This is a genomic window from Bremerella cremea (assembly GCF_003335505.1).
GTDB classification, from domain to species: Bacteria; Planctomycetota; Planctomycetia; order Pirellulales; family Pirellulaceae; genus Bremerella; species Bremerella cremea_A.
In genome coordinates, this window is the sequence record NZ_QPEX01000019.1 from 201,919 (window position 1) to 225,883 (window position 23,965).

Genomic DNA, 23,965 nt, shown 5'->3' on the forward strand with positions numbered 1-23,965 from the left:
GTTGGAACTGGAGGAACTGCCTGAGCGCGCAATCAGACAGTTAAAATGGACTGGATAGGAACTTCAACCACCGGAGTCGGTTTGCTGAAGTGATTTCTCTGTTCCGTCGGCCACCAAACCAATCCGCCCTTGGTCGCCTCCGCGCAGTGTTTGTTCCAACGAAGCAAACGCTGGGGGTAACTGCCAACCCACAGCACCATTTGTTATATACAAGGTACAACCCAAACAAAACCAATTTGATCCGGAATCGTTCAAGATTTTCGAGCAAATTACCGACATTCGGCTTGCTCGGCCGGAACTCAAGTTTCTCGCGCAATCAACAAAGCAGCTAGGAACTTACCCCCAATCACACCACGGGGATATTATCTCCCGTTAAACAGACAAGGAGCCACTACAATGGCAGAATGGGTCGAAGAAGGTTCAAAAGCCCCCAGCTTCACACTCCTTTCCGACGACGGAACTAAAATTAAGCTTGCTGATCTGAAAGGATCGATTGTCGTTCTTTATTTCTATCCCAAAGACGACACTCCCGGCTGCACAAAGGAAGCATGCGCGTTCCGTGACCGTCAGAGCGAACTCACCCAGCAAGGCGTTAAAGTCCTCGGCGTTAGCCCGGACGACCAAGACAGTCACGTCAAATTCCGTGACAAGTTCCAGCTCAACTTTCCACTCTTAGTCGACAAAGATCACAAAGTGGCAGAAAAGTACGGGGCCTGGCGCGAGAAGAATATGTACGGCAAAGTCAGCATGGGCATCCAGCGCAGCACCTTCTTGATCGACGCCGACGGCAAGATCGCCAAAGTCTGGAAACGCGTCCAAGTCGACGGACACGACGCCAAGGTGCTAGAAGCGGTCGCCAAGCTCCAAGGCTAACCTACACCAAAGTCTTGAAAGGCGCATGAAAAACGGAACCCGTTAACTGGGTTCCGTTTAAGTGGGCGATACAGGACTCGAACCTGTGACCCCTACCATGTCAAGGTAGTGCTCTAACCAACTGAGCCAATCGCCCGGATTGGGATGCTTTCTACAAGCATATATCTTTATTTGGCACCTGGAAGGTTTAGCCAAAGACGTAGTTTGCCTTCAACACCGCCAACCCGTCAAGGGGCTGAAGGGAAAAACGTGATTTTGCCTCCTCTGGCGGGCCGTTTGGTCCAGCAAATTACTTTTTGAATTACTTCGATTGAAAAACCTGGCCTATCGCGATTACGTAACTTCAGGCAATCTATACACTTCTCACGGCGAACCTAGTCCTCTGCCACACGCTCTTTCTTCTCCAGAAGGAGAGCTCCGGCACAGCCGGAAGGTTCGCCTGGGTGTCGAAAGCAACGATTACGATACCCTCACCGATTTTGCGGTTTTAGCGACATCCTTTGTTTCGATGTCCTCGCCAAATCGGACCGTGACATTTTGAAATGAAAACGAACGCATCATGCTCGAGGTCATTCTTCCCGACGGATCTAAGAAGGAATTCGATCACGCAGTCACTCCCATGGAGATCGCCGCCGATATTGGCCCTGGTTTGGCCAAGGCGACCCTCGCTGGCGAAGTCGACGGCCAAGTCATAGGCTTTGATACCAAATTGCCTGAGGAAGGCACCGTCAACCTGCGTCTGCTCACCAAAAAAGACGACGAAGCCCTCGGGGTGATGCGTCACAGCTGTGCCCACATCATGGCCCGTGCCGTGATGCGGTTGTATGATGGCGTCCAGCTCGCCTTTGGACCGACCATTGAAGGGGGCTTTTATTACGACTTCGATCTCGAGCACAAACTCTCGGAAGAAGACTTCCCGGCCATCGAAGCCGAGATGAAGAAAATCATCAAGCAGGACGAACCGTTCGAGCGAATTGAGCGAAACCGGGACGAATCGCTCCAAGTCGTCAAAGATCTGGGTCAGCAATACAAGATCGAACACATCGAAACTGGTCTGAAAGACCATGCTTCCATGTCGTTCTACCAGCAAGGCGAGTTCATCGACCTTTGCCGCGGCCCCCATATTCCTCGGCCTAAGTCCATTGGCGCATTCAAGATATTGTCAGTCGCCGGGGCCTACTGGAAAGGGGATTCCAACAACCGCCAGCTACAGCGGCTTTATGCAACTGCCTTTTTCAACAAAGAAGATCTTGAAGCCCACCTAGCCAAGATCGAAGAAGCCAAACGTCGCGATCACCGCGTACTCGGCAAACAACTCGATCTTTTCTCGATCAACCCGCTGGTCGGTCAGGGGCTGATTCTGTGGTCTCCGAAAGGAACCATCATCCGGAACTTACTCACCGAGTTCGTCTCGGAACAGCTCAAGAAGTTTGAGTACTTGCCGGTTGTGACCCCCAATATCGGGAAGGTCGATCTTTATAAGATCTCAGGGCATTATCCTTACTACAAAGACAGCCAGTTTGCCCCCATTCATCAGGCCGACGACGAGGAATACCTCCTCAAGCCGATGAATTGCCCGCATCACATCATGATCTACAAGTCGCGTCCGCGCAGTTACCGCGAATTGCCGTACCGCTTGTCAGAATTCGGTACCGTTTATCGCTACGAGCAATCTGGCGAGCTAAACGGCATGACCCGCGTGCGTGGATTTACCCAAGACGATGCCCACATCTTCTGCACCGACGATCAAGTCGAAGACGAATTCCGCAAGTGCATTCAGATGACCCAATACGTGCTAAGCAGCCTTGGGCTTTCCGATTACCGGGTGCGTCTCGGTTTCCGCGATCCCGATAGTGGCAAGTACGTCGGCAAGGAGGCCGTGTGGGACCAAGCCGAGGCCGCTTTGGTGAAGGTCTGCAAGAACATGGGCATCACTGCGACTGCCGAAGCAGGGGAAGCCGCGTTTTACGGTCCCAAGGCCGACTTTGTGGTTAACGACTGCCTGGGCCGGGAATGGCAACTCGGTACCGTTCAGCTCGACTACAATTTGCCCAGTGCCGAGCGTTTCGACCTAGAATACATTGGCCCCGACAACCAACCGCACCGCCCGGTGATGATCCACCGTGCTCCGTTTGGCTCGTTGGAACGCTTCATGGGTGTGCTCATCGAGCACTTTGCTGGCGCATTTCCGCTGTGGCTTGCTCCTGAGCAAGTTCGAATTCTGGTCGTTAGCCAGAAGTTTGAGGAATATGCCCGGAAGGTCGAAAAGGAACTGCAACTGGCCGGTTTTCGGGTCAGTGGCGACTATCGTCCCGAAAAAATCGGCGCCAAAATCCGCGCCGCCCAGTTGGAACTAATCCCCTACATGTTCATCATCGGGGGACGTGAAATGGAAGAAGAATCGGTCGCCGTCAGGGATCGTATCGAAGGAGATCTCGGCTCGATGAAGATTCAACAGGCCATCGACAAGCTGCGAGAAGAGGTTAACAATCGTGTCGTCCGCCAGGTCTTCCGCGGTTCGGCTGGCCTCGGAACCTCAGCAGCTAGTTCCAGTGAAGAATATTAAAAAAGGCCCATTCGGCCAGCTAACAACACCTCCCCTCGCTTCGAGGGGAGGTAAACTGTCTAAGATACTTGCATTTCTCCGCCTGGAACGTATAAATCGATTACGAGGGAAAATTGATAGCCATTACCACCCGGAAAGGTGGCAAAATTTGGCGAATCTGATTTTCACGCGTTAACGCGGAAGAAACTTGACGATAGAATGTCGGCAATGTGGTACGATTTTACGGGTTGTCCACAACTAAGCTAAATATTTCCCGTTTACCAATATAAGTAAGGATCACAAGCCATCGCTCTGCGTAATATGTCTCGCGATCGCGATCGCGACCAGAATCGCGACCAAACTCGAATCAACGAGAAAATTCGTGTGTCCCCGATTCGAGTCATTGCTGCCGACGGAGAACAATTAGGCGTTCTGCCTACCGATGAAGCCATGTCAATTGCCCGAGAAGCCGGACTGGATCTCGTGGTGGTCGCGCCTGCAGCTAAGCCGCCGGTGTGCCGAATCATGGACTACGGCAAGTACAAGTACCAACAAAGCAAGAAGCAACACAAAAACCAGTCGCATCACACCAAGACGAAAGAAATTCGTCTGCGACCCAAAACCGGCGACCACGACATCGAATTCAAGGTCAAGCAAGCCATCGGATTTCTGAAACACAAAGATAAAGTTCAGATTTCCATCCAGTTCAAAGGGCGCGAAATGGCCCACGTCGAGGAAGGACACCGCGTCATGGCCCAGGTCATTGAACTGCTGTCTGAAGTCGGCAAGCCGGAATCACCGCCTAAACAAATGGGACGCCGCATCATGGCGACCGTTTCCCCCAAGGCAGGCTAACTTACGGCCGGCACACGCTTAACCGCAATGCGTGAAAATGATTCACGATGGCCGTACTCGTACGTACGGCCATTTTTTTGCTAGCACACCTCGCATTGCGCCTTTTTCGCCTTTCCCATCTCTCTTCACGGCCAAGATTCGGCGTCGCACTTCTTGCTAACTGACCTTGCTGGCAAGTTGCAAGCCGTGGTAACGTCTCGCCTCGCTCTCTGCAGAACTTCCTTGGCCATGTGGCCTGGGCTGTTCCGCAACGCGTTAAAGGACGCATCGCCAGACCCCCAGAGGCGCCCCATGAAATCCTCGGTCATCATCACAACGCACAATCGGTCGTACTACCTAGACAAGGTGTTGTACGGCTATTTGCATCAGGAGATCCCGCCCGACGAAGTGGTGATCGCCGATGACGGTTCGACCGATGAAACGCCGGAGATCATCCAGAAATACCAAGCCTTGGCTCCATTTCCAATCCTCCACGCTTGGAGCCCCTTTGGCGGCGTACCGCAGATTGCCAAGGCGCGGAATAACGCGACTCGGCTTTGCACCAGCGACTATCTGATCTACACCGATGGCGACTGCATTCCTGGTCCCAAGTTTGTGGCCGATCACCTGGAATTAGCCAAACCGGGCTATTTCATTCAGGGACGTCGCAACTTCCTCCGCTATTCGGCCTTCGATAGTTTCACCGGCGCGGAAAACACTTGGCAACAATTTCAACACTGGCTCAAAGGGAGCCTCACCCGGCTCGACTTGTTGCTTCGCATCCCCAAATTTACGATCCCTAGCTACGGCATTCACGGGATTCGTAGCTGTAATATTGGCACCTGGCTTTGCGATGTGGTTGCCATCAACGGCTGGAACGAGAAATTCGTCGGCTACTGGCGAGAAGACAGCGAATTCGCCACCCGTCTCATGCGAACCGGCGTGAAACGGCGCAACGCGCTTTATTCTGCCGTTTTGTTCCACATGGAACACGAAAAGGTCTTTAACCAGGAAGACTTCGACCGCAACAATGGGCTGCTCGAAGCCTCGAAGACCGGGCCAATCTACATCGAGAAGGGGCTCATGCCGCCGCCACGCCCTGAACCGGCCGAGATCCCTCCTTGTGCCCCTGTAACCATGTCGCTCAAGGCTGGTTAGCGGACCTCTGCCGCGATCAACTGCTGATAGAGCTCTGCAGTTTTGGCCGCAGCAACTTGGGCATTGAACTTCGTCCTCACGGTTTCCGAGGCAGATGCCCCCAGCCGCTGGGCTGCTTCCCGATCACCAAGCACTTCCGCCAGCTTTTCAGCCAGAGAAATCGGATCGTGCGGCGGAACCAAGTGCCCTCCCTGGGTTGCCTCAAGCAGTTCCGGGAAAGCCCCATGACGAGGCTGCACCACCGGTACCCCAGCCGCCAAGGCTTCCAGCACGAACAACCCTTTCGGCTCGCGATAGGTTGTCGGAACGGATAACACGTCGATCGATTTCAGAAACGCCAGTTTCTCGGCTCGATCGACCGTGCCGAGATATTCACAACCGTCAAAGTGTCCAGCAGCTTTTAGCTTCTCAAACTGCTCGTCGAGATATGGCTGCTGCTGTGGCCCCGCCCAACCGGCAATCTTGAGTTGGGCGTTTTCCATTCCAGGCATTGCCCGTAAATGCAGGAACGCATCGATCAACAGATGCAGCCCCTTCTCAGGCGCCATTCGCGCCAAATAGCCAATCGTAGGATGCCTTGCTGTCACCTCGTGCTCAGCGTCCCCTGCTTCAGGCAAATCGGTCAGATCAATCCCCAATGGAACCAGATGAAATTTCTCGCTCGGAATCCCAAAGTAGTCGGCCATGTAGTCCGCATAATAACGGCTGAAGACCACAAACTTATCGACACTTGGCACCAACCGATGAATCTGCTGGAAGCATTGAGTTCGATACGGTTCCGGCAACTCGTCCATGAAAACGTCATCACCTTGCAAGGTAACCACGATCGGGCAGCCAACTTTCTCTTTCATTAGTGGGGCGGAGCCTGCGATCAACATATTCGAATAATTGACAACTTGTGGCTTTATCGAAGCAGCAACCCAATCGACCAGACGAGTCGCCTCTTTTCGCTGCTTACCTTCGACTCCCTTAAGCACCGAGAGAGTCAGGGCACCGAGTTGCTTGGCGTTGGTTTCGATTCCCCGTGAAGTTGCCCAGCGAATAATCCATGCCTGATCGAGCCACCGCGTGGCAAAGTCGGGCAGGAAGCGATACCCCGGGACGTTTTGTTCCATGTAGACATTGATGCCCCCGTAGAACAGTGTCTGCTCGCTCACATCCTCTTCGTCGACTCGAATCGGTGTGTACATCGGAATCAGATGGACATCATGCCCTTGATGGTGCATCGCCCGGGCAACCGTATTGTCTCGCATGCAGCTTCCGCAAAACATGCCGGCTCCGCCTGCGGTGATGTAGGCCACGGTAATGGGATCGAGTTGGGCGGCAGAAGATGTGTGCATTCAATTCTTAATGGTCAATAGTTTCCACATGAGAAACGTCCGGCTTACCTCGAACCTGAACAACCAGCCAGGCAAGTGTCAAAACGCCAAAACCCACCAGGCCAGCAAGCCTGAGCGATCCTTCCTTAAACACCACCAAGCCGTTAAAGGCGATGAAAAGAAAAAATCCGACAATCATTTGCCCCCAAAGAGGCCTTCGCTGGCGATACACCTGTGGTGCTAGCCACCACCACAGGACATCCCCGGTCCAGACGATGGCCATAAGGTGATTCACGTAAATCCCACCGCCGAAACGAATCCCAAGCGTATCGTACGTCTGCTGGGCGGTCTCTTCGTAGGCGTGGCGATGGTCCCACTGATGATAAAAATGCATTCCTGCCGCGATGTGCGCCAGAAACACCAAGCAACCAGCCGTCCAAACCCCGCGCAACGTCGCCTCCGAAACCGACCACCAAGGACGAGTCATCCGAAGCAGCAGGCAGGCCAATAGCAAGAGCAGGGCGATACGTATCGTCCAAGCGGTGATCAGAGGACCATCCATCAAGCAATTTGGCCGCTTATACAAAGGAGCTGAGGGCAGGGGTAAGCCTCATTCTAGACATCCCAGCAACCTGATTCGACCGTTAATCGAGGATTAAACCGAGGAAACTGTATCGGTAAAGCCAATTGCAACAATAGGTTACGCCAATCACACGCTATCAAAGCCCGTTTTTCGAAATCCTGATTCTCCCCCTACCGCCCAAATTGATTTCGCCCTAGAATATTGGGTTTCCATAAGATCGAAGAATGTCCGTAATGGGCACGACCGCCCAGATTTCAATTGGGCCTATATTCATTGGGGATTGGCATCATGCCTAAGATGAAAACCCACAAGGGTACCAAGAAGCGCTTTCGCATCACCGGCAACGGCAAGATCAAGCACCGTCAATGCGGTACGAGCCACTTGGCCAACCGCATGAGCCACAAGCGCAAGCGTAACCTTCGCGGTACAACTGTTTTGGCGGAAGCCGAATCGGTTGCTCTACGTGAAGCTCTCGGCAAGTACAGCTACTAAGGCTGGCTTGCACAGTTTTTTTCCTGCACTGGGGTAGGTCAAAACGGTTGACCTCGCACAACCAGTGTATTGTTCAGTACGCGGGCACCTAACATCTGTTTTCAACAAAGCAGGGGCCCTGTGGACGAAGGTAAGGTAGATCGATGAGAACAACTTACGGCAAGGCACGCCATAAGTCGAAGAAGCGTCTTTTCAAGAAGGCTAGGGGCAATCGTGGTGGTCGTGGCAATCTGCTGCGTACCGTCAAAGAAACCCTGGTCCGAGCTGGCGTATATGCCTATCGCGACCGTAAGGTCCGCAAGCGTGAGTTCCGCAAGCTGTGGATCATTCGTTTGAATGCCGCTGCTCGCGAACGTGGTTTGCGTTACAGCGAATTCATCAACGGCTTGAAGAAGGCCGGCATTACGCTCGATCGCAAGGTGTTGTCTGAAATGGCTATCCACGATCCGGGCGCTTTCGACGCGGTGACCGAAGAGGTGAAGGCCGCCCTGGCAGCCTAGTTTCCCTCGCTGCCGCCTCCACGGTATGAGACAAACCACCGTGGATGGGCAGGCCGTCCATCAAATGCAATAATACAAGCCGCCGGGCTATCCTCGGCGGCTTGTTTCATGAAGGCATCTCACCAGCAGGTATCATGTCACTCAACGATTTCATCAAGCAGTTGGACGATCTGGTCGAATCCGCTTCCAAGCGTTTCGAGGACGCCATCAATCAGACCGATCACCAGGTTCTGGAAGAAACCCGTGTCGAATTCCTGGGCGCCAAGAGCGGTAAGCTGAAGGAAGCCCAAAAGGGTCTCGGCAAGGTTGCGAAAGAAGACAAGCCGATCGCTGGTAAACGCTTCAATGAAGTGAAAACGCGCCTGGAAGAACTCTTTCAAGCGGCAACCGATGTCATTACCGGCGGCAGCAAAAAAGGGAATGCGGAAGCCATCGATGTGACCCTGCCGGGCCTTCGCCCTCGCCTGGGCCATATTCATCCGATCACCCAGACGATCGATGAACTGAAGGACATCATGGGACGTCTCGGCTTCACGGCGGTCGAGGGCCCCGAGATCGAAGACGACTGGCACAACTTCGAGGCCCTCAATATCCCCCTCGAACATCCAGCACGCGATCCGCTGGACAACTTCTATCTCAACCTGGCTGCGGCCAGCCACGGTGGCGGCAATCAACTGTTGCGTAGCCAGACTTCGACCGTCCAGATTCGCGTGATGGAAAACAACGAGCCGCCGATTCGTATCGTTTCGCTCGGCCGCGTTTATCGTCCCGACGAAATCGACGCAACCCATTACGCGATGTTCCATCAGATTGAAGGATTGCTGGTCGATACCAACGTCACGATGGCGGATCTAAAGTACGTGCTGCGGCTGTTCGCTTCCAGCTATCTCGGAGGCGACGTTGAAATACGCTTCCGTCCGTCATTCTTCCCGTTCACCGAACCAAGCGTTGAAGTCGACATGCGTTGGCAAGATACCTGGCTCGAATTCGGCGGGGCAGGGATGGTCGATCCAAACGTGCTCAAAGCCGTCGGCTACGATCCGGAAAAAGTTACCGGATTCGCTTTTGGCTTGGGAGTCGAGCGGCTTTGCATGCGACGGCACGGTATCAACGACATCCGTTACTTGTACGACAGCAACACGAAGTTCCTGGCCCAGTTCTAACGCCAACCACTTCTCGTTCTTTGTGAATCCTCACAATCACCACGAACTCGCACACGCATAGAATCGACAAATCATGCTAGTTTCCTGGGAATGGCTGAAGCAGTATCTCGACCTGAAAATCAGCGAAGCGGAAGTCTGCGATCGCCTGACGTTGGCCGGTCTGAATTTCGATGGCGCCTCGACCGTCGCCAACGATCGCTGCTTAGACCTGGAAGTCACCAGCAATCGCCCTGACTGGCTCGGTCATATCGGCATCGCCCGCGAGATCGGTGTTCTGTTTGATCTCGACTTGAAGGTTCCCGCAGCCGACATTTCCGCCACCTCGACTGGCGGTGCCTGCCCGAAGATCGTGCAGATCGAGGACGAAGACTTCTGCCCACGCTACATAGCCCGTAGCGTGACCGGAGTGACCATTGGCCCCAGCCCTGCTTGGTTAGCCAATCGCCTGGAAACGGTCGGCATCACGGTGATCAACAACGTGGTGGACGTCACCAATTTTGTCCTGATGGAAATCGGCCAGCCACTGCACGCATTTGACCTCGACAAAATCAGTGGCGATACGATCACCGTGCGTCAGGCGACCACCGGTGAAAAATTCACCGCGATCGATCATCGCGACTACGAACTACATAGCGACGACTATGTTATCGCGGACCGCCGAGGCGCGATTGCTTTGGCTGGCGTAATGGGTGGCAAGTCAACCGAAGTCAGCGAGATGACACACAGCTTGCTGATCGAAGCGGCTGACTTCGCCGCTTTGCCGGTCCGCACAACATCGCGCCGCTTGAAGCTCAAAAGCGATTCATCCTACCGCTTTGAGCGAGGCGTCGATCCCGAAATGATCGACTGGGCCAGCCGCCGCTGCTGCGAGCTGATTGTAGAAACCGCTGGTGGCGAAATTTGCGAAGGACGCGTCTTTGCCGGTGCAGCCGCTCCTGCACGCAAGCCTGTCACGCTTCGCTTTTCGCAATTGATGCGGGTTCTGGGAATCGACGTTCCCCCAGCCGAAGTTCATCGCATCCTTGAGAAGCTCGGCAACCCGGTCCAGAAACAGACGAACGACAGCATTACGGTGGTTCCGGCCAGCTGGCGGCGCGATATTTATCGCGAGATCGACCTGGTCGAAGAAGTCGCGCGCATCTACGGCTACGACCAAATCCCCGAGCGGGCCGGCGTTTTGCTAAGTGCTTCGCACCAAAGTGATTTAGACCGCGTGCGCAATAAAGTTCGCACCGCGATGCTGGGTATGGGCTTCGACGAAACGTTGACTCGTAGCATCGTCAGCGATGTTTGGGCCAAGGCATTCCAAGGTTGGTCTCTCTCCGAGCCTCTCTCTACCAGCATGCCGATGGTGAAAGGGGAGGATCGTCTTCGCATTAGCCTGTTGCCGAGTTTGCTTGGCGCACGCCGCAACAACGAGAAGTTCAGCTACACGCAAATCGATCTGTACGAAATCGCCAAAGTCTATTTGCCCAAATCGAAAGCACTGCCAGACGAACGCTACATGGTTGGGATCACCAGCGGCCATGGCTTCTATGAAATGAAGGGGGTGGTCGAATCCTTGGTGGCAATGCTGAACCCGCAAGCCAAGCTGGAATCGATTCCCTACACCGATCCCATGTTCGAAGAAGGGCAGGGGGCCCATCTGACCCTCAGGGGGACAACGCTGGGCTATCTCGGCGTGGTCAGCCAAAGCAAGTGCAAAGCGTTTGGCCTGCAAAAAGCCGCCTCGGTCGCGGAGCTCGATCTCGGCGCTCTGATGAAATTAGCGGTGTTGGTGCCTCAGCATCAAGACTTCAGCACGCAGCCGACCATGAATCGCGACTTGAACTTGATTGTTGATGAAGAAGTCAGCTGGTCGCAGTTGCAATCCATCGGCTACGACGCTGGCGGTAAGCTGGTCGAAAGCGTCACTTTCCAAGAGATCTTCCGCGACCCGAAGAAAGATGGCCCTGGCAAAAAACGCGTGCTGTTCACGATCACGCTGCAAGCCTACGACCGAACGCTAACCGGCGAAGAGGCAGACGCAACGATTGCGAACATTCTGGTCGAGTGCGAAAAGCAAACAGGCGCCAAGCTCCTCGCCTAGCCCTCCTTCCCGACCGCAAGACGAAAACAACCTCGGATTCCGATAGAACGCATAGGCGACAAACATGGCGAACCATCAACAAATCTTCGACCAGTTGTGCGACCATGTTCGCGAAACGGCCAAGCTTGAGAATATCAACGATTTGTTGGGCTGGGACGAACGGGTCATGCTGCCCGAACAAGCCGGCGCCTACCGAGCGGATCAAATCACGTTACTCGCTGGTATCGTTCACGACCGTAACACCGATCCGCGGCTGGGCGACTGGCTTGAATCGCTATCCGATTGCCCCCTCACGGAAGAAGCGAATAGTCCTGCCGAAGCCACGATCCGGCGGATTCGCAGCGACTACTTGAAACAAGTCAAGCTGCCCAAACGTCTTGTGGAAGAATTCAGTCACAGCCGCGTTATCGGTCAACAAACGTGGGTTAAAGCACGAGCCGACAACAACTTCAGCACCTTTGAACCGATTCTGGATAAGCTGATTAGCTTAAGCCGCGAAATGGCCGAAGCGATTGGCTATGAAGGGGAGCAATACGACGCGCTGCTCGACTTCTACGAACCCGAAGCCAAGACCGCTCAAGTTCGCCAAGTATTGGAAACCCTGAAGGATCAGTTGGTTCCGCTGGTTGCCGAGATCAAAGACAGTGGGCGATCCCCAAATATCGATCTCCTTAAACGCAGCTATCCGATCTCCTTGCAAGAGCAATTCAGCATTGCAGCGGCCACCAAGATTGGCTTTGATTTCACCTCAGGCCGACTCGATGTGACCCATCATCCTTTTTGCACGACCCTCGGCCCGCACGATTGCCGGATCACCACTCGCTACGACGAAAACTTCTTCCCATCGGCTTTCTTCTCGACACTTCACGAAGCAGGCCATGGGATCTACGAGCAAGGCTTATCCAAAGATTGGTACGGTTTGCCCCCAGGGGCTAGTGCCTCGTTGGGCGTTCACGAATCTCAGTCACGGCTGTGGGAAAACATTGTCGGCCGCAGCTATGCTTTCTGGAGCCACTTCTACCCCGAAGTCAAGAAGTTGTTTCCCGCTGCATTGGGAGACGTTCCGATGAGTGACTTCCACTTCGCGATCAACGAAGTCACTCCTTCCTTGATTCGTGTGGAAGCGGACGAAGCGACGTACAACTTGCACATCATCATTCGTTTCGAGCTGGAACAAGCGCTGCTCTCTGGCGATCTGCAAGTGAAAGACTTGCCAGGTGCCTGGAACGAAAAGTACACCCAACAGTTAGGTATTACCCCGCCCAACGATGCCGATGGCTGCTTGCAAGACGTCCATTGGAGTGCTGGCCTCATGGGCTACTTCCCGACATATAGCCTCGGGAATATCTATTCCGCCCAACTCATGGAACAAGCCCACGAAGACCTGGGCGACCTAGAAGGCATGTTCGCCGTCGGCGAGTTCTCTCCTTTATTAGGCTGGCTCCGAGAAAACGTGCATCAACCAGGGCAATGCTACCCCGGCGACCAACTTGTCGAGCGAGTCTGTGGCGATCCGATCGATTCAGCCCCCTTGATTCGCTACCTTCGCGCGAAACTTGGGCCGCTTTACGGCATCCAACACTAAAGCGATTGTCAGGAAGCGAATAGGTTTAGCGATACCCAAGACTGCGTTCGATATCGCGAGAACGATCCGATAGGCCTGTGCCGGGATCACTGGCGCGGCCGTTCTTCTTGGCAAATGCGCTAGTTGGTTCTGCCTCGTCGTTGCTGTCGTCAGACTTAGCTTGTGTGTTTGTAAAATCGTCCACAAGCCGTTCCTCTTCTTCGACCGGAGGAGCAGACTTCCAGCCCCATCCCCAGGTTTGGCAACCGGGCAAGCAACAAACAAAACTCAGCAGGACAACCATTGTGCGTAGCGGCATCGGACCAATCGCCTCAGACCTGAAAACTTCGTAAACGTGGCGACTTACTTAGCTGATATTCCCAATCCCCACCAGATCAAATGAAAACACCGACTCCGCTCGACGTTTTAGTAATTGCTCCGCACCCCGACGATGCTGAACTTGGTATGGGAGGGGCAATCCTCAAATTCAAAGCCGAAGGGAAGAAGGTCGGGATCTTGGATCTCACCTCCGGCGAACCAACTCCCTTTGGTTCCCTGGAGAAAAGGAGCGCAGAAACGGCAGCCGCCACCGAGATTTTAGGGGTCGACTGGCGAGACAACCTTGGCTTGCCCAATCGCAGTCTGGAAGCAACGCTAGCAGCCCGCGAAAAGCTGGCCTCGGTAATTCGGCTGCTGCGGCCTAACTGGCTGTTTGCTCCTTACTGGGAAGATGCCCATCCCGATCATTTGGCAGCAACTCAGCTCGTGGACGCAGCCCGGTTTTGGGCGAAGCTTAGCAAGACAGATATGCCTGGCGAGCCATTTCATCCACAGCGAATCTACAACTATTACTGTGTCCACTTAAAGATGACTCCTCAGCCAGCGTTCGTACTCGACATCAGCGAGCACTGGGAAGCGAAGCTCGCTTCGATTCGTTGCTATCATAGCCAGTTCATCGAAGGACGCCCGCAAGAGTATCCCACCTTTCTCGACAAGCTGCATGACGAGGCCTCGTACTGGGGCAAGGTAATCGGCACCCGCTATGGCGAGCCGTTCACTTCGCGTGAACCGCTTGGCCTGGCTAGCATGGGCACGCTCGTTTAATCGATCGATTTTGCGATAGCACCTGCAGCTAGCGACTGCAAAATCGGCGCAATCGGAAAAACCTCTGCAATTCCTATCAAGCGAACATCCGCATCGCGCCGATGACTCCACGTAACGGACGAGATGCGCCGCGAAAGATTCGCGCCAGCGCATGCAGCAAAACAGGGGGGCTACCTGAATTGCAACGACCGGTTTTTAAGTGCGCTACTGGTTCGCCATCGCCTGTTTGTTCTTGCTTTCGACCGGCTGCGTCGCTGTACCCGAGGTGCGCGAGAAACCGGTCTACCACAACCCGTTTCCACAACTCGCTCGCGTTGCTGTTATACCGTTTAACAACCAGAGTGACGTGCCGACCTTAAACATGGACGACGTCACGTTGGCCTATTACGGCGAACTGCAATCGGTCCGCGGCTTTGAAGTGGTTCCGGTAGGAGTGGTCATCCGTGCTATGCAAGCAAGTGGCAACGATCTGACCGATATCCAACAGATTCGTGGCCTCGGAAAAATGTTGGGGGTCGATGCTGTCGTGGTCGGTTCGGTTACCGACTTCTCTCCTTACTATCCCAAACGCATAACGCTGGCAGTTAATTGGTATGCCACCAATCCTGGCTTCCATCCAATTCCCCCTGGCTACGGGCTACCTTGGGGCACCTCTGGGGAAGAGTTCATCCCCGAATCGCACGTGTGGGAAGCGGAGTTCGCTTTGGCCCGAGAACAGTTAGCAACCCAAACGCCTACGCAAGCCGATGGCCTCGATCCCCTGGGAAATCCCGAGGAAAACGGCAAAGTGGCCGTCGACGGCTTGCCAGCCGACTGGCCTGATCCGACTGGTTTTATCCCCGATGGCCCGAAGACCGAGCACCCACCGATGCTACCCCATGATGGTCCGATTATCTCGCAGATCCGCACTTACGCCGAGAACGATTCCGATGTCACAGACCGTGCCGAGCAGTATTTCTTTTTTCTGGATGATTCACGTAATGGCGGTTGGCAGGGTTTTCTCGATCGTAGCAACGATTTCATTCGTTTCTGTTGCTACTCGCATATCAGCGAAATGCTTTCTCTTCGTGGCGGAGCTGGCGAATCTCAACTGGCGATTCGATGGGGCAATCGCCGATAAACATCTTTACCACGGATGAGTTTTGAAATTGTCTGGGAGGCTGCCTCACGTGACGGAAGAGATAAACGTACTAGCACTGGTCAAGGGTGAAGAACGCTACGTGTTTTTGTTCAGCGATCAACGCAGGGCTGAAGCCTTGCGAACGCTGGGGAGATACGCGAGCAATCCAGAGCTGAGCTTCACCTGGTATGATGCCGCAGTGCTTAGCCAAAAGATTCGTGCTCAGGTCATCGACGAAGATACGGCTCCGCAAAACGATCCGGCTGTGAAGCCTCGTTTTGCGTTCCCGGCCAATGGACCGATCGATATCGGAAGTCTCGATTCCGATCATCTCGACTTCGACGAGTTTAGCTAAGCTGCGGAGCCCCAAGGGTGATTAACCAAGCTACCAGTGCATCTGCCCAAGGGCTGCGAAGTGTCATTGATAGCTTCCTCCGCTATCTGCAGGTCGAACGGAATGCGTCCGACCTGACGATCAAAAGCTATGGCGAAGACCTCGACGCTCTGGCTGGGTACCTGGAAGAGAGCTTCGCCTTGGAACCCTCGCCGGACGAGATCACCACGCTTGATCTGCGAGGCTATGTTTCTGCCGTTACCGAAGCGGGCTACTCTGGTAGTACCGTGGCCCGACGGTTGGCATCGATGCGGAGCTTCTTCAAGTTTGCCCAGCGGCAGCAACTGGTCGATAAGAACCCAGCCAAGCCACTTCGTAACCCACGGAAGAGCCAGAAGCTACCCCATTTTCTGACCACCGACGAAATAGGTCGCTTGCTCAACGCCCCGCCGAAGTCTTCTTCGGCAGGCATTCGTGATCGGGCTATGCTTGAAACGGCTTATAGCGCTGGCCTACGTGTGAGCGAATTAGTCGGCATCAACGAGAACGATCTCGACCTGCACGATGGCCTGGTCCGCGTTCGAGGAAAAGGACGAAAAGAGCGACTTGCTCCCCTCGGTTCGTTTGCCTTAGATGCCCTCTGTCAGTGGTTAGATGTTCGCCATTTGAGTGCCAAGAGCGAGAAACTGGCCGACCGACCGGTGTTTCTCAACAAATTCGGCAATCGGATCACCACCCGCAGTGTGGGCCGAATGCTAGAGAAATATCTCAAAGAAACGGGCCTCGATCTGCGAACCAGTCCTCACACATTACGGCATAGTTTCGCCACGCACTTGCTCGACGCTGGGGCTGACATTCGGAGTGTGCAGGAACTGCTGGGGCACAAGAGTTTGGTTACCACCCAGATCTATACCCACCTGAGCACCGCGTCGCTGCGCGGGATCTACGAAAAAGCTCATCCCCGGGCCAAGGCCTAGTAGCCTGCTTGGCTACCGCCAAGATCCGTAACGCGACCTCCCCGTTTCCGGGAAAAAATCAAGTCGCATCACTGGGCGTTGGTGCCCGAACGGCGACTGGCAGTAACGTACCTGAATATGTTCACCGACGTCTTCTCCGATCGTGTGACCATCTTCGATCACCGGTCCATGCTCTGCCAGGTAACCGGCCAATCCATAAAATCGTTCGGAAAGGTCGTCCGGCGAATCGGTTGCGTTCTCGGTAACAAAGTCCATCAGATCAAATGCTTCCATTCCCTGGGTAAAGCCGACCGTTGTCCCGTCACTGTTCTTTCCCACAAAGACCGACAACCATAAAGGGAAGGGCATCTCGCTCGGCAGCATTGTTTCTGCCAAAGCACAAAACATTTCTGGGGAATTCAGCAAACCGTTCTCTCCCCACAGCACGCCAGCCGGATTCCCAACCGTGCGGAGTAAGGATGCAGTCACCATCGTAAGTAGTTTTGATTGTTCGAGCACCGCCGCTTCGCCAACTGCCGTCACGATGAGATGCCCCCGGTGCGATTGCATTTGCTCGACCGCATCAGGCCAGATCCAAGTCTGCCGTTGGGGAGTAGCCCAGTTATCTCCTGGGATCGGACCTGGCATCATCCCCATGGCAATGCTCATGTTCCCGATATCAAACGAAAGCGTATTCTCCTGCTTTCGGGCCTCCTCAGGCGCTGGCAACATCGGCCAAAAAGTCGCGAGATCGTTGCGCAAGCTTTTCCATGAAACCCGGGATCCACGGTTCAAAGCAATCATCGAGAGGGAGACTGCCACGACAAACTCCTAATGCCTAGCACTTCGTAACATCAACTCTCTTGGGTGTCCTGCCTGGATTCTAAACGGTTACAAACGGAAAAGGCAAAACAATTCCCTTGTTCGAAAGATTTAATTTTACGACGCAACTCTTCTTGCTCTGCGTCGTTTGATGAGCACAAAACGACCTTTCGATGCCACCTAGCAACCCTTCCCACGCCCCGCTTGTTCACGATAAATTATTTAATAGTTTAGTACGTCTTCCGAAACAGTCTCGGACCGTACGATATAAACAATCTTTGACCTATGATTCATTGGCCAAGCTAACGGTTGCCAAGGTGTACTGCTGGTTTGCCCTTTCAATTTCAATCGAGTCTCTGGAAAGTTACCTTCATGAAACGCGTAGCCATCATCGGTGCCGGAATCTCTGGCTTGGTATGCGCTCGCAGCCTGGCGGGCAAGTTCGACGTTCGCCTGTTCGATAAATCTCGTGGTGTGGCTGGTCGGATGGCAACGCGCCGTATTCCGGAAACAGGGGCGAACTTCGATCATGGTGCCCAATATTTCACCGTGCGCAGCGCTCAGGTCCAGCCTTTGCTTGAAGAATGGATTGACGATCACATCGTGGCTCCTTGGCGTGGCACGGTGGTCGTCGTGCGGCCTGGGATCAATACCGAACGCGACCCGACGCCACGGTTCGTAGCCATGCCCGGCATGAAGTCGCTGGGAAAACACCTGGCCGAATCGTTGACCGTCCGTACCCAAACGCCCATCGTTCAGGCCCTATATTCGGACGACGGTTGGGTCGTAACGACAGACAAAAAACAAACGTATGGCCCCTACGACTGGCTCGTCTGTACGGCTCCTCCGAGCCAAACCAATGCCATCCTGGGTAGCCGACATCCTTTTTATGCCAAGCTAGACGAACAACAATTCGATCCCTGCTGGGCCACGATGGTTCACTTTGCCAAACCTGTCCCGGTTCCTTACGACGCCGCCTTCGTTCATGAAAACCCGCTGCGGTGGATTTGCCGTAACAACAGCAAGCCCGGTCGTCCGTTGGATGAAGAGTGCTGGGTTCTGCATGCCAATCCAATTTGGTCGACCGAAAACTTGGAACGAACCTCCGAAGAGGTCACCACCGAACTACTCGAAGCATTCGCTCAGGCTATCGGCCAACCGCTGGGTGAAATCCGCTATGTCACCAGCCACCGCTGGCGCTATAGCGCTCCGGCCACCCCTTTGGAAGAAACTTGCCTAGTCGACGCCACCGCTCAACTGGCCATCTGTGGCGATTGGTGCTCTGGGGCCCGGGTCGAAGGAGCCATATTGAGTGGGTTGGGAGCTGCAGAGCAGATTCTGGCTGCCGGTTAGAAGGAATGGCAGTTTGAAGTTTTTAGTGTTTCGTTCGGAAGTTGGTGCTGATCAAGTTTCATTTGGTTTCATACTCAAAACTCTGATTAGGCTGCTCGCGGTCGTTTCGGTTTCATACTCAAAACCCCAACTCCCGTAGATCACGCTGTGCGTGACAAAGCAGCGGAATAACGTAAGAGCAAAGCAAACAACACGTTACGTTTGCTTAGGCTCGCGACTTCAAACTCATCCGGTTTCATACTCAAAACTCTGTGTTCGCAGTTGGCTTGTTTTTCGGTTTCATACTCAAAACTCCAAAAGCGGCTGGTTTGAGACGGGGCAGGGGGAGAGATTGCCTGGCGTGTGGTTGTTTTCAAGTTCATACTCAAAACTCTTTTTACGCTTCCATTAGGCCTCGCTACGGAATGAATTGTTGCGTGAAACATTTGGGGGTGCCTCCTCTATGTTGCGGTAGATTGCTCGGCCTTCGCTAGAGCAATTCCCAGTGCGCAGCATTCACGGCGTCTGCCTGCGTAAGTGCTGAGACGTTGTGAAGTTGAGGGGACCAGTACGATACCATTCAGGCTGAAAACCTAGCAAGGAAAAGATTGTGGATTACTCTCTTCTGGTAGGATGAGACGTATGAAACACTCGATCGCCTGGAAGATCTCCTCATTTTTCGCTTCACATCAAGAAAGCGGTGAGTTTGTTCGCTATCCGCGCGAAGCTCTTTACAAGCTCATTGGCGCAACCACCGAGCCGTCGCGGTTTGTCTATGTAACGAAGTGCTCAGCTCTTTCACCTAGGCTACTGCCTGACCTGCCAACCGATGTGACACTGCTGTCGCGAGACGGGCTTCCCGCGCCGTCTGACGTTGAATTAATAAGTTGCATTTCGAAACAAGTTCCCATCGGCTTTCTCGGTGACCTAGACCCGGCCGATTTATTAACTTTTGCCTGGCTGCAGGCTCACTTTGCGCCTCGGCAGGTGCCTCTTCTGGGCATTCAAGATCGGCTAATACAGTGCTTGAGTGATGAAGAACAAAGGAAATGCTCCCTTCCTTTTGATGAGTCAGAAATCGATGCATTGCCCCTACTTCAAGAGGCCTTGCCAGACTTGCAGGAATTAATCGGCCCTCAAAGCTATCGCCTGATAATGTCGCGTCAGAAGATCGAACTGGAAGGTTTAGTGCATGGCCATCGCTGGACGCCAGAACACTTTTGGCAGACGTTGTTCGCGGAACAGCATTATGGTGGTCCCCTTTATTCTTAGGGCAACTTTCTTCTTGTGCTGCCCCTGGCCCTAGGCATGATCAAGAGCAAACTCGAAGGGCCGTTTTTCCCCGGCAAAAAAGTGGCAGTTTCGCAACGAGGCGTAACCCGGTAAGTTGTGTTGGTACTTGATACCGTATAACGCACCAACTTTCGTGGAAGAGTCTGCATGCTTTGGATTGACGATGCCTTGCTGGTGGCTGGGGTTCTGCTTTTGCTGGGCGTGGTGACCAGTAAAATATCGGCTCGCTACGGTATCCCGATGCTGGTGCTGTTCTTGGGGTTGGGGATGCTGGCCGGCTCGGATGGGATTGGGGGAATTGAATTTGAAGATCCCATTCAAGCGAATGCGGTCGGCTCGTTGGCGTTGGCGATCATCTTGTTTCATGGCGGCCTGGGAACGACCTACACATCGATCGCTTCGGCCTGGAAGCCATCGTTGGTGCTGGCAACTTTAGGGGTTTTGATAACGTCCGTAGTAACCGGCTTAGCGGCGAGCTGGATTTTGCAGATCTCGTTACTGCAAGGGATGCTGCTGGGCAGTATTGTCGGTTCGACCGACGCAGCCGCTGTTTTCTCGGTACTGCGTACCGGCGGGTTTGCTTTGCCACCCAAACTGGCATCGACTTTGGAAATCGAAAGTGGCTCGAACGATCCGATGGCCATTTTTTTGACGGTGGGCTGTATCGAACTGCTAAAGCCTGATCCGGCTTCAACCGGCGAGCTTTTGCTGATGTTCGTTAAGCAAATGATGATCGGCAGCATCTTTGGCGTTTTGGCTGGCTACCTTGCCGTTTGGCTAACCAACCGCATCAAGCTCGACTCGGCCGGCCTTTATCCTTTGTTGGCAACGGGGCTGTGCCTGATCACGTTTGGAATGACCTCGTTTTTCGATGGCAGTGGTTTTTTGGCGGTTTACATTGCGGGAATTGTCATGGGGAACAATCGCATTGTATTCCAGAATGGAACCTTGCTCTTTCATGATGCGTTGGCTTGGCTGGCCCAAATCATGATGTTCATCGTGCTGGGCTTGCTCTGTTTCCCGAAAACGTTGGTGACCTACACTTGGGCCTCTCTGGGAATCGCGGTTGTGTTGATCTTGATTGCCCGGCCAATTGCGGTTGTGATTTCGTTGCTTCCGTTTCGCTTCCGCTGGCAGGAAATGGTCTTAGCCAGTTGGGGCGGGCTAAAAGGGGCCGTGCCTATTACCTTGGCCACGTTTCCTTTGCTCTATCATTTGGAACACGGCAACGATATTTTCAACGTGGTGTTCTTCGTGGTGGTGGTTTCCGCCCTCGTCCAAGGCTGGTCGCTTCCCTGGGTTGCGCGACAGCTAGGGTTAAACTACCCCATGCCTCCGAGCCCGCCACTGCAACTTGAAATCAATTCCTTGCAACACGTCGACGGCGAAATTGTAGATTTCACAATCACGTCCGAATCGCCTGCCGTCCGCAAACAAGTTCGTGACCTCGGTTTACCCGAAGGGGCAACCATTGCGTTGATCGCTCGCCAAGAGGAATTTATTCCGCCACAAGGGAAGACAATTGTCTCGGAAGGGGATCATGTGGTGGTTGTTATCAAGGGTGGGGCAGGGGAGTCTGTCAATAGAATCTTTATGCCCGAGATTGCCAGCGAAGTCCCGGAATCGGTGGAAAGAACGTGAACCGTTTTCGATGGCATGCACTGACACCATAAACCTACTTGCTGGTCGATGTCAGGATCGCCAGGAGCAACATGACCAATGCTTAAACGACCGCTGGGTAAGACCGGAATGGAAGTCACCCAACTCGGCTACGGTACGATGGGCCTGCGTGGACCTCGGACTTGGGGCGTGCGTGTGGTTGAGGATGACGCAGCAGATCGCTTTCTGAACTTGGTCCTCGATCAGGGCATTAACTTTTTAGATACCGCCCCTGATTACGGCGAAGCAGAGCTGCGAATTGGCAGGACGATCAGCACAAGACGCAGCGAATATTATCTGGCGACGAAATGTGGCTGTGTGCCGATTCAGCATGACGACCACTTGGAAATCGAGCACCAGTGGAAGCAGGATGTCATTCAACGCAATTTGGAAACCAGTTTGCAACGAATGCGAACCGACTATCTTGATCTCTTGCAGTTTCATGGTGGTGATGCCGAAACGTTGCAAAGAGCAGGGCTTGTAGATCTGCTGGTCCGTTTTCGTGAGGAAGGTTTAATCAGGCATCTGGGGATCTCTAGCAAGTTGCCTGATCTGCCTGACTTAATTGCTCTAGGAGTGTTTGAAACGTTCCAGATTCCTTACTCTTGCCTTGCCCCAGAACATCACGACCTCATCACGCAAGCCGCCGCAACGGGGGCTGGCATTATTATTCGAGGTGGAATCGCTCAAGGGGGGCCGGATGCGGAGATTCAGCGACCGAATCTGAACGATGTGTGGGATAACGCCAAGCTCGACGAACTACTTACCGCCGAGATGACGCGAGCGGAGTTAATTTTACGGTACACGCTTTCACACCCTCACTGCGATACAACAATTATCGGTACGTGTAGCGCAGCCCATTTGCAAGAGAACATCGCAGCCACCAACCAAGGTCCGCTACCAGACTCGCTTTACCAGGAAATCAGCCAACGCGTGGCCGCACTATGACGGCGAGACACCATAGAAGACTGCCAACCAAATGGTAGGCGCGTTGGCATCGGTGGCGTCGACACGGTGCTTTTGGTGTGCGGGAATGTTTACGAAATCCCCTGGAGCAAGCTGTCGGGCGGCGGACTCACCGGCGATTTTCAATTGTGCTGAGCCCGATAGCACGACCACAAACTCGTGCTCTGGTTGGTCGTACCAGAAACCTTCCGGCGAAGCATGGCCGTGAGAGACAATGCGTTCGATACGGATATTCCCCTGCTGGACGAGTACTTGAATCAACTCCTGGGGCAACTCTTCGGGAAGGTCATCCAAAAGGTTTGTTAGCTCCATTGGTAATCAGCCTGATCTCGAAATCCATTCACTTTGAGTACCCCGCGAGGATCGATCTCTAGCACCGCGAATCCATTGTTCGCCACGCCAGACTTTTCAATCATTGCCCGCATGGTGCAGTAGTGGATCCCGGCGACTTCGCGATAGTCGTTAGCATGGCTATGCCCCTGAAAAACAGCCCACACGTTGCCGGACTTTTGCAAGACTTTTCTTACGGCGGCGGCGTTTTTTACCGCGTGCTTGCCCTCTTGATCGAGGCGTTGATGCGCGAAGACGATTGTCTTCTTTTTTGTTGCTGCCAAGTCGGCGGTTAGCCATTCAAGTTCCTCAGGCGGAATATTGGCATCGGTCCACACAAAGTTCTTCCGCCCGTACGGTTCCCCTGCTGAGGTGAAACACGCATCGAGGACCACAAAGTGCATTTCTCCTCGATCGAACGAATAGAACGACTTCTCTTGTCCAACACCGCCGAGAAACTCTTGTTTGGTTAGCGTATCGACGCAATGGTTCCCCAGCACATAATGCCGGTCGTCGCAGATTTCAGCGAAGGGCTGTGCGATGGTTTTGAGGTAGCTTTGTTCCGTTTCGACCGAATCGGCGGCATCGATGAAATCGCCCAGTTCGACCAGGAAATCCAACTTGGCTTCCCCTAGCTTTTCCGAGGCATCAGCAAGCTTTGCTAAGGTTTCGCGATAATAACGCGAACCGGCCGGATCTTTGTCGGCATAGTGTAAATCGGTCATCATGCCAACACGAAGCATAGGGGAACGATCCTCGGCGTGGAGCAAGCCAGAAGGGAAACAGGCAGCACCGGTCAGCACAAGCGAACTTTGCTGCAAAAACGCACGTCGACTTGGAGAACGATTGAACATGGAGAACCCTTTATGAGAACAAAGCGTGTCTCCTGAGGGTAACGCAAGCTCGTTCCCGTAGGCAAGCCTCCTCGG

The 23,965-nt window shown here is 53.8% G+C and carries 24 protein-coding genes and 1 tRNA gene; 17 read left to right on the forward strand and 8 right to left on the reverse strand.

Going from position 1 to position 23,965, the window contains the following annotated elements:
* Positions 1 to 63: 63 nt before the first annotated feature.
* Positions 64 to 192 carry a hypothetical protein gene (locus DTL42_RS26930; protein ID WP_261341600.1) on the reverse strand — a complete coding sequence of 43 codons (129 nt, stop codon included), beginning with the start codon at positions 190 to 192 and terminating at the stop codon, positions 64 to 66.
* A gap of 204 nt (positions 193 to 396) precedes the next feature.
* Here DTL42_RS26930 and bcp point away from each other — a divergent pair, with 204 nt between their 5' ends.
* Positions 397 to 873, forward strand: coding sequence for a thioredoxin-dependent thiol peroxidase (gene bcp, locus DTL42_RS11075; protein ID WP_114368783.1), 477 nt, complete (start codon positions 397 to 399; stop codon positions 871 to 873).
* 62 nt (positions 874 to 935) lie between these two features.
* On the opposite strand, the gene DTL42_RS11080 is transcribed toward bcp, so the two are convergent.
* Positions 936 to 1,009, reverse strand: a tRNA-Val gene (locus tag DTL42_RS11080).
* Between the two features lie 423 nt (positions 1,010 to 1,432).
* Here DTL42_RS11080 and thrS point away from each other — a divergent pair.
* From thrS to DTL42_RS11095, 3 genes are all read left to right on the forward strand, one after another.
* On the forward strand, positions 1,433 to 3,439 hold the full coding sequence (gene thrS / locus DTL42_RS11085; RefSeq protein ID WP_114368784.1) for a threonine--tRNA ligase: 2,007 nt from the start codon (positions 1,433 to 1,435) through the stop codon (positions 3,437 to 3,439).
* Between the two features lie 300 nt (positions 3,440 to 3,739).
* Positions 3,740 to 4,273: a translation initiation factor IF-3 gene (gene infC, locus DTL42_RS11090; RefSeq protein ID WP_114368785.1), complete on the forward strand. Its 534-nt coding sequence runs from the start codon at positions 3,740 to 3,742 to the stop codon at positions 4,271 to 4,273.
* 291 nt (positions 4,274 to 4,564) lie between these two features.
* The gene (locus DTL42_RS11095; RefSeq protein WP_158545323.1) at positions 4,565 to 5,410 is read left to right on the forward strand and encodes a glycosyltransferase; all 846 of its coding nucleotides are present in this window, start codon (positions 4,565 to 4,567) and stop codon (positions 5,408 to 5,410) included.
* Here DTL42_RS11095 and DTL42_RS11100 read toward each other — a convergent pair.
* Both DTL42_RS11100 and DTL42_RS11105 read right to left on the reverse strand, forming a co-directional pair.
* Complete coding sequence (locus DTL42_RS11100; protein WP_114368787.1) at positions 5,407 to 6,750, reverse strand: glycosyltransferase family 4 protein; 1,344 nt, start codon at positions 6,748 to 6,750, stop codon at positions 5,407 to 5,409. The genes DTL42_RS11095 and DTL42_RS11100 overlap by 4 nt on opposite strands.
* Before the next feature lie 7 nt (positions 6,751 to 6,757).
* Positions 6,758 to 7,291, reverse strand: a complete 534-nt coding sequence (locus DTL42_RS11105) for a hypothetical protein (protein ID WP_114368788.1) — start codon at positions 7,289 to 7,291, stop codon at positions 6,758 to 6,760.
* A gap of 306 nt (positions 7,292 to 7,597) precedes the next feature.
* On the opposite strand from DTL42_RS11105, the gene rpmI reads away from it, so the two are divergent.
* The 5 genes from rpmI to DTL42_RS11130 all read left to right on the forward strand — a co-directional run bounded on the left by rpmI (position 7,598) and on the right by DTL42_RS11130 (position 13,141).
* The gene (gene rpmI / locus DTL42_RS11110) at positions 7,598 to 7,804 is read left to right on the forward strand and encodes a 50S ribosomal protein L35 (RefSeq protein ID WP_105328371.1); all 207 of its coding nucleotides are present in this window, start codon (positions 7,598 to 7,600) and stop codon (positions 7,802 to 7,804) included.
* Between the two features lie 143 nt (positions 7,805 to 7,947).
* Positions 7,948 to 8,304 carry a 50S ribosomal protein L20 gene (gene rplT / locus DTL42_RS11115; protein ID WP_105328191.1) on the forward strand — a complete coding sequence of 119 codons (357 nt, stop codon included), beginning with the start codon at positions 7,948 to 7,950 and terminating at the stop codon, positions 8,302 to 8,304.
* Positions 8,305 to 8,438: 134 nt separating this feature from the next.
* Entirely contained in the window at positions 8,439 to 9,467 is a 1,029-nt protein-coding gene (pheS, locus tag DTL42_RS11120; protein WP_114368789.1) for a phenylalanine--tRNA ligase subunit alpha, read from the forward strand.
* Between the two features lie 73 nt (positions 9,468 to 9,540).
* Positions 9,541 to 11,556, forward strand: coding sequence for a phenylalanine--tRNA ligase subunit beta (gene pheT / locus DTL42_RS11125; protein WP_114368790.1), 2,016 nt, complete (start codon positions 9,541 to 9,543; stop codon positions 11,554 to 11,556).
* 64 nt (positions 11,557 to 11,620) lie between these two features.
* Positions 11,621 to 13,141, forward strand: a complete 1,521-nt coding sequence (locus tag DTL42_RS11130) for a carboxypeptidase M32 (RefSeq protein WP_114368791.1) — start codon at positions 11,621 to 11,623, stop codon at positions 13,139 to 13,141.
* Positions 13,142 to 13,166: 25 nt separating this feature from the next.
* On the opposite strand, the gene DTL42_RS11135 is transcribed toward DTL42_RS11130, so the two are convergent.
* Complete coding sequence (locus DTL42_RS11135) at positions 13,167 to 13,439, reverse strand: hypothetical protein (RefSeq protein ID WP_114368792.1); 273 nt, start codon at positions 13,437 to 13,439, stop codon at positions 13,167 to 13,169.
* A gap of 80 nt (positions 13,440 to 13,519) precedes the next feature.
* Between DTL42_RS11135 and bshB1 the strand changes: the two genes are divergently transcribed.
* The 4 genes from bshB1 (at position 13,520) to xerC (ending at position 16,655) form a co-directional block, all read left to right on the forward strand.
* On the forward strand, positions 13,520 to 14,224 hold the full coding sequence (gene bshB1, locus DTL42_RS11140) for a bacillithiol biosynthesis deacetylase BshB1 (RefSeq protein ID WP_114368793.1): 705 nt from the start codon (positions 13,520 to 13,522) through the stop codon (positions 14,222 to 14,224).
* Positions 14,225 to 14,423: 199 nt separating this feature from the next.
* A complete protein-coding gene (locus DTL42_RS11145) occupies positions 14,424 to 15,344 on the forward strand; it encodes a hypothetical protein (RefSeq protein ID WP_234824168.1) in 921 nt (306 codons plus the stop codon).
* A 49-nt stretch (positions 15,345 to 15,393) separates the two neighbouring features.
* Positions 15,394 to 15,699 carry a hypothetical protein gene (locus DTL42_RS11150; RefSeq protein ID WP_114368794.1) on the forward strand — a complete coding sequence of 102 codons (306 nt, stop codon included), beginning with the start codon at positions 15,394 to 15,396 and terminating at the stop codon, positions 15,697 to 15,699.
* Positions 15,700 to 15,716: 17 nt separating this feature from the next.
* Positions 15,717 to 16,655: a tyrosine recombinase XerC gene (gene xerC, locus DTL42_RS11155; RefSeq protein WP_276527739.1), complete on the forward strand. Its 939-nt coding sequence runs from the start codon at positions 15,717 to 15,719 to the stop codon at positions 16,653 to 16,655.
* A gap of 12 nt (positions 16,656 to 16,667) precedes the next feature.
* On the opposite strand, the gene DTL42_RS11160 is transcribed toward xerC, so the two are convergent.
* A complete protein-coding gene (locus DTL42_RS11160) occupies positions 16,668 to 17,456 on the reverse strand; it encodes a DUF4261 domain-containing protein (RefSeq protein ID WP_147274247.1) in 789 nt (262 codons plus the stop codon).
* Positions 17,457 to 17,828: 372 nt separating this feature from the next.
* Here DTL42_RS11160 and DTL42_RS11165 point away from each other — a divergent pair, with 372 nt between their 5' ends.
* The 4 genes from DTL42_RS11165 (at position 17,829) to DTL42_RS11185 (ending at position 22,688) form a co-directional block, all read left to right on the forward strand.
* The gene (locus DTL42_RS11165) at positions 17,829 to 18,809 is read left to right on the forward strand and encodes an NAD(P)/FAD-dependent oxidoreductase (RefSeq protein WP_114368796.1); all 981 of its coding nucleotides are present in this window, start codon (positions 17,829 to 17,831) and stop codon (positions 18,807 to 18,809) included.
* Between the two features lie 621 nt (positions 18,810 to 19,430).
* Positions 19,431 to 20,060, forward strand: coding sequence for a hypothetical protein (locus tag DTL42_RS11175; protein ID WP_114368798.1), 630 nt, complete (start codon positions 19,431 to 19,433; stop codon positions 20,058 to 20,060).
* 168 nt (positions 20,061 to 20,228) lie between these two features.
* Positions 20,229 to 21,722, forward strand: a complete 1,494-nt coding sequence (locus DTL42_RS11180; protein ID WP_114368799.1) for a potassium/proton antiporter — start codon at positions 20,229 to 20,231, stop codon at positions 21,720 to 21,722.
* Between the two features lie 78 nt (positions 21,723 to 21,800).
* Positions 21,801 to 22,688 (forward strand): aldo/keto reductase, encoded by an 888-nt coding sequence (locus DTL42_RS11185; protein WP_114368800.1) that lies wholly within the window; start codon positions 21,801 to 21,803, stop codon positions 22,686 to 22,688.
* On the opposite strand, the gene DTL42_RS11190 is transcribed toward DTL42_RS11185, so the two are convergent.
* Complete coding sequence (locus DTL42_RS11190) at positions 22,683 to 23,018, reverse strand: cupin domain-containing protein (protein ID WP_114368801.1); 336 nt, start codon at positions 23,016 to 23,018, stop codon at positions 22,683 to 22,685. The two genes, DTL42_RS11185 and DTL42_RS11190, sit on opposite strands and share 6 nt — an antisense overlap.
* On the reverse strand, positions 23,009 to 23,890 hold the full coding sequence (locus tag DTL42_RS11195; protein WP_114368802.1) for a metallophosphoesterase family protein: 882 nt from the start codon (positions 23,888 to 23,890) through the stop codon (positions 23,009 to 23,011). The genes DTL42_RS11190 and DTL42_RS11195 overlap by 10 nt, the downstream gene beginning before the upstream one ends.
* Between the last annotated feature and the right edge of the window lie 75 nt (positions 23,891 to 23,965).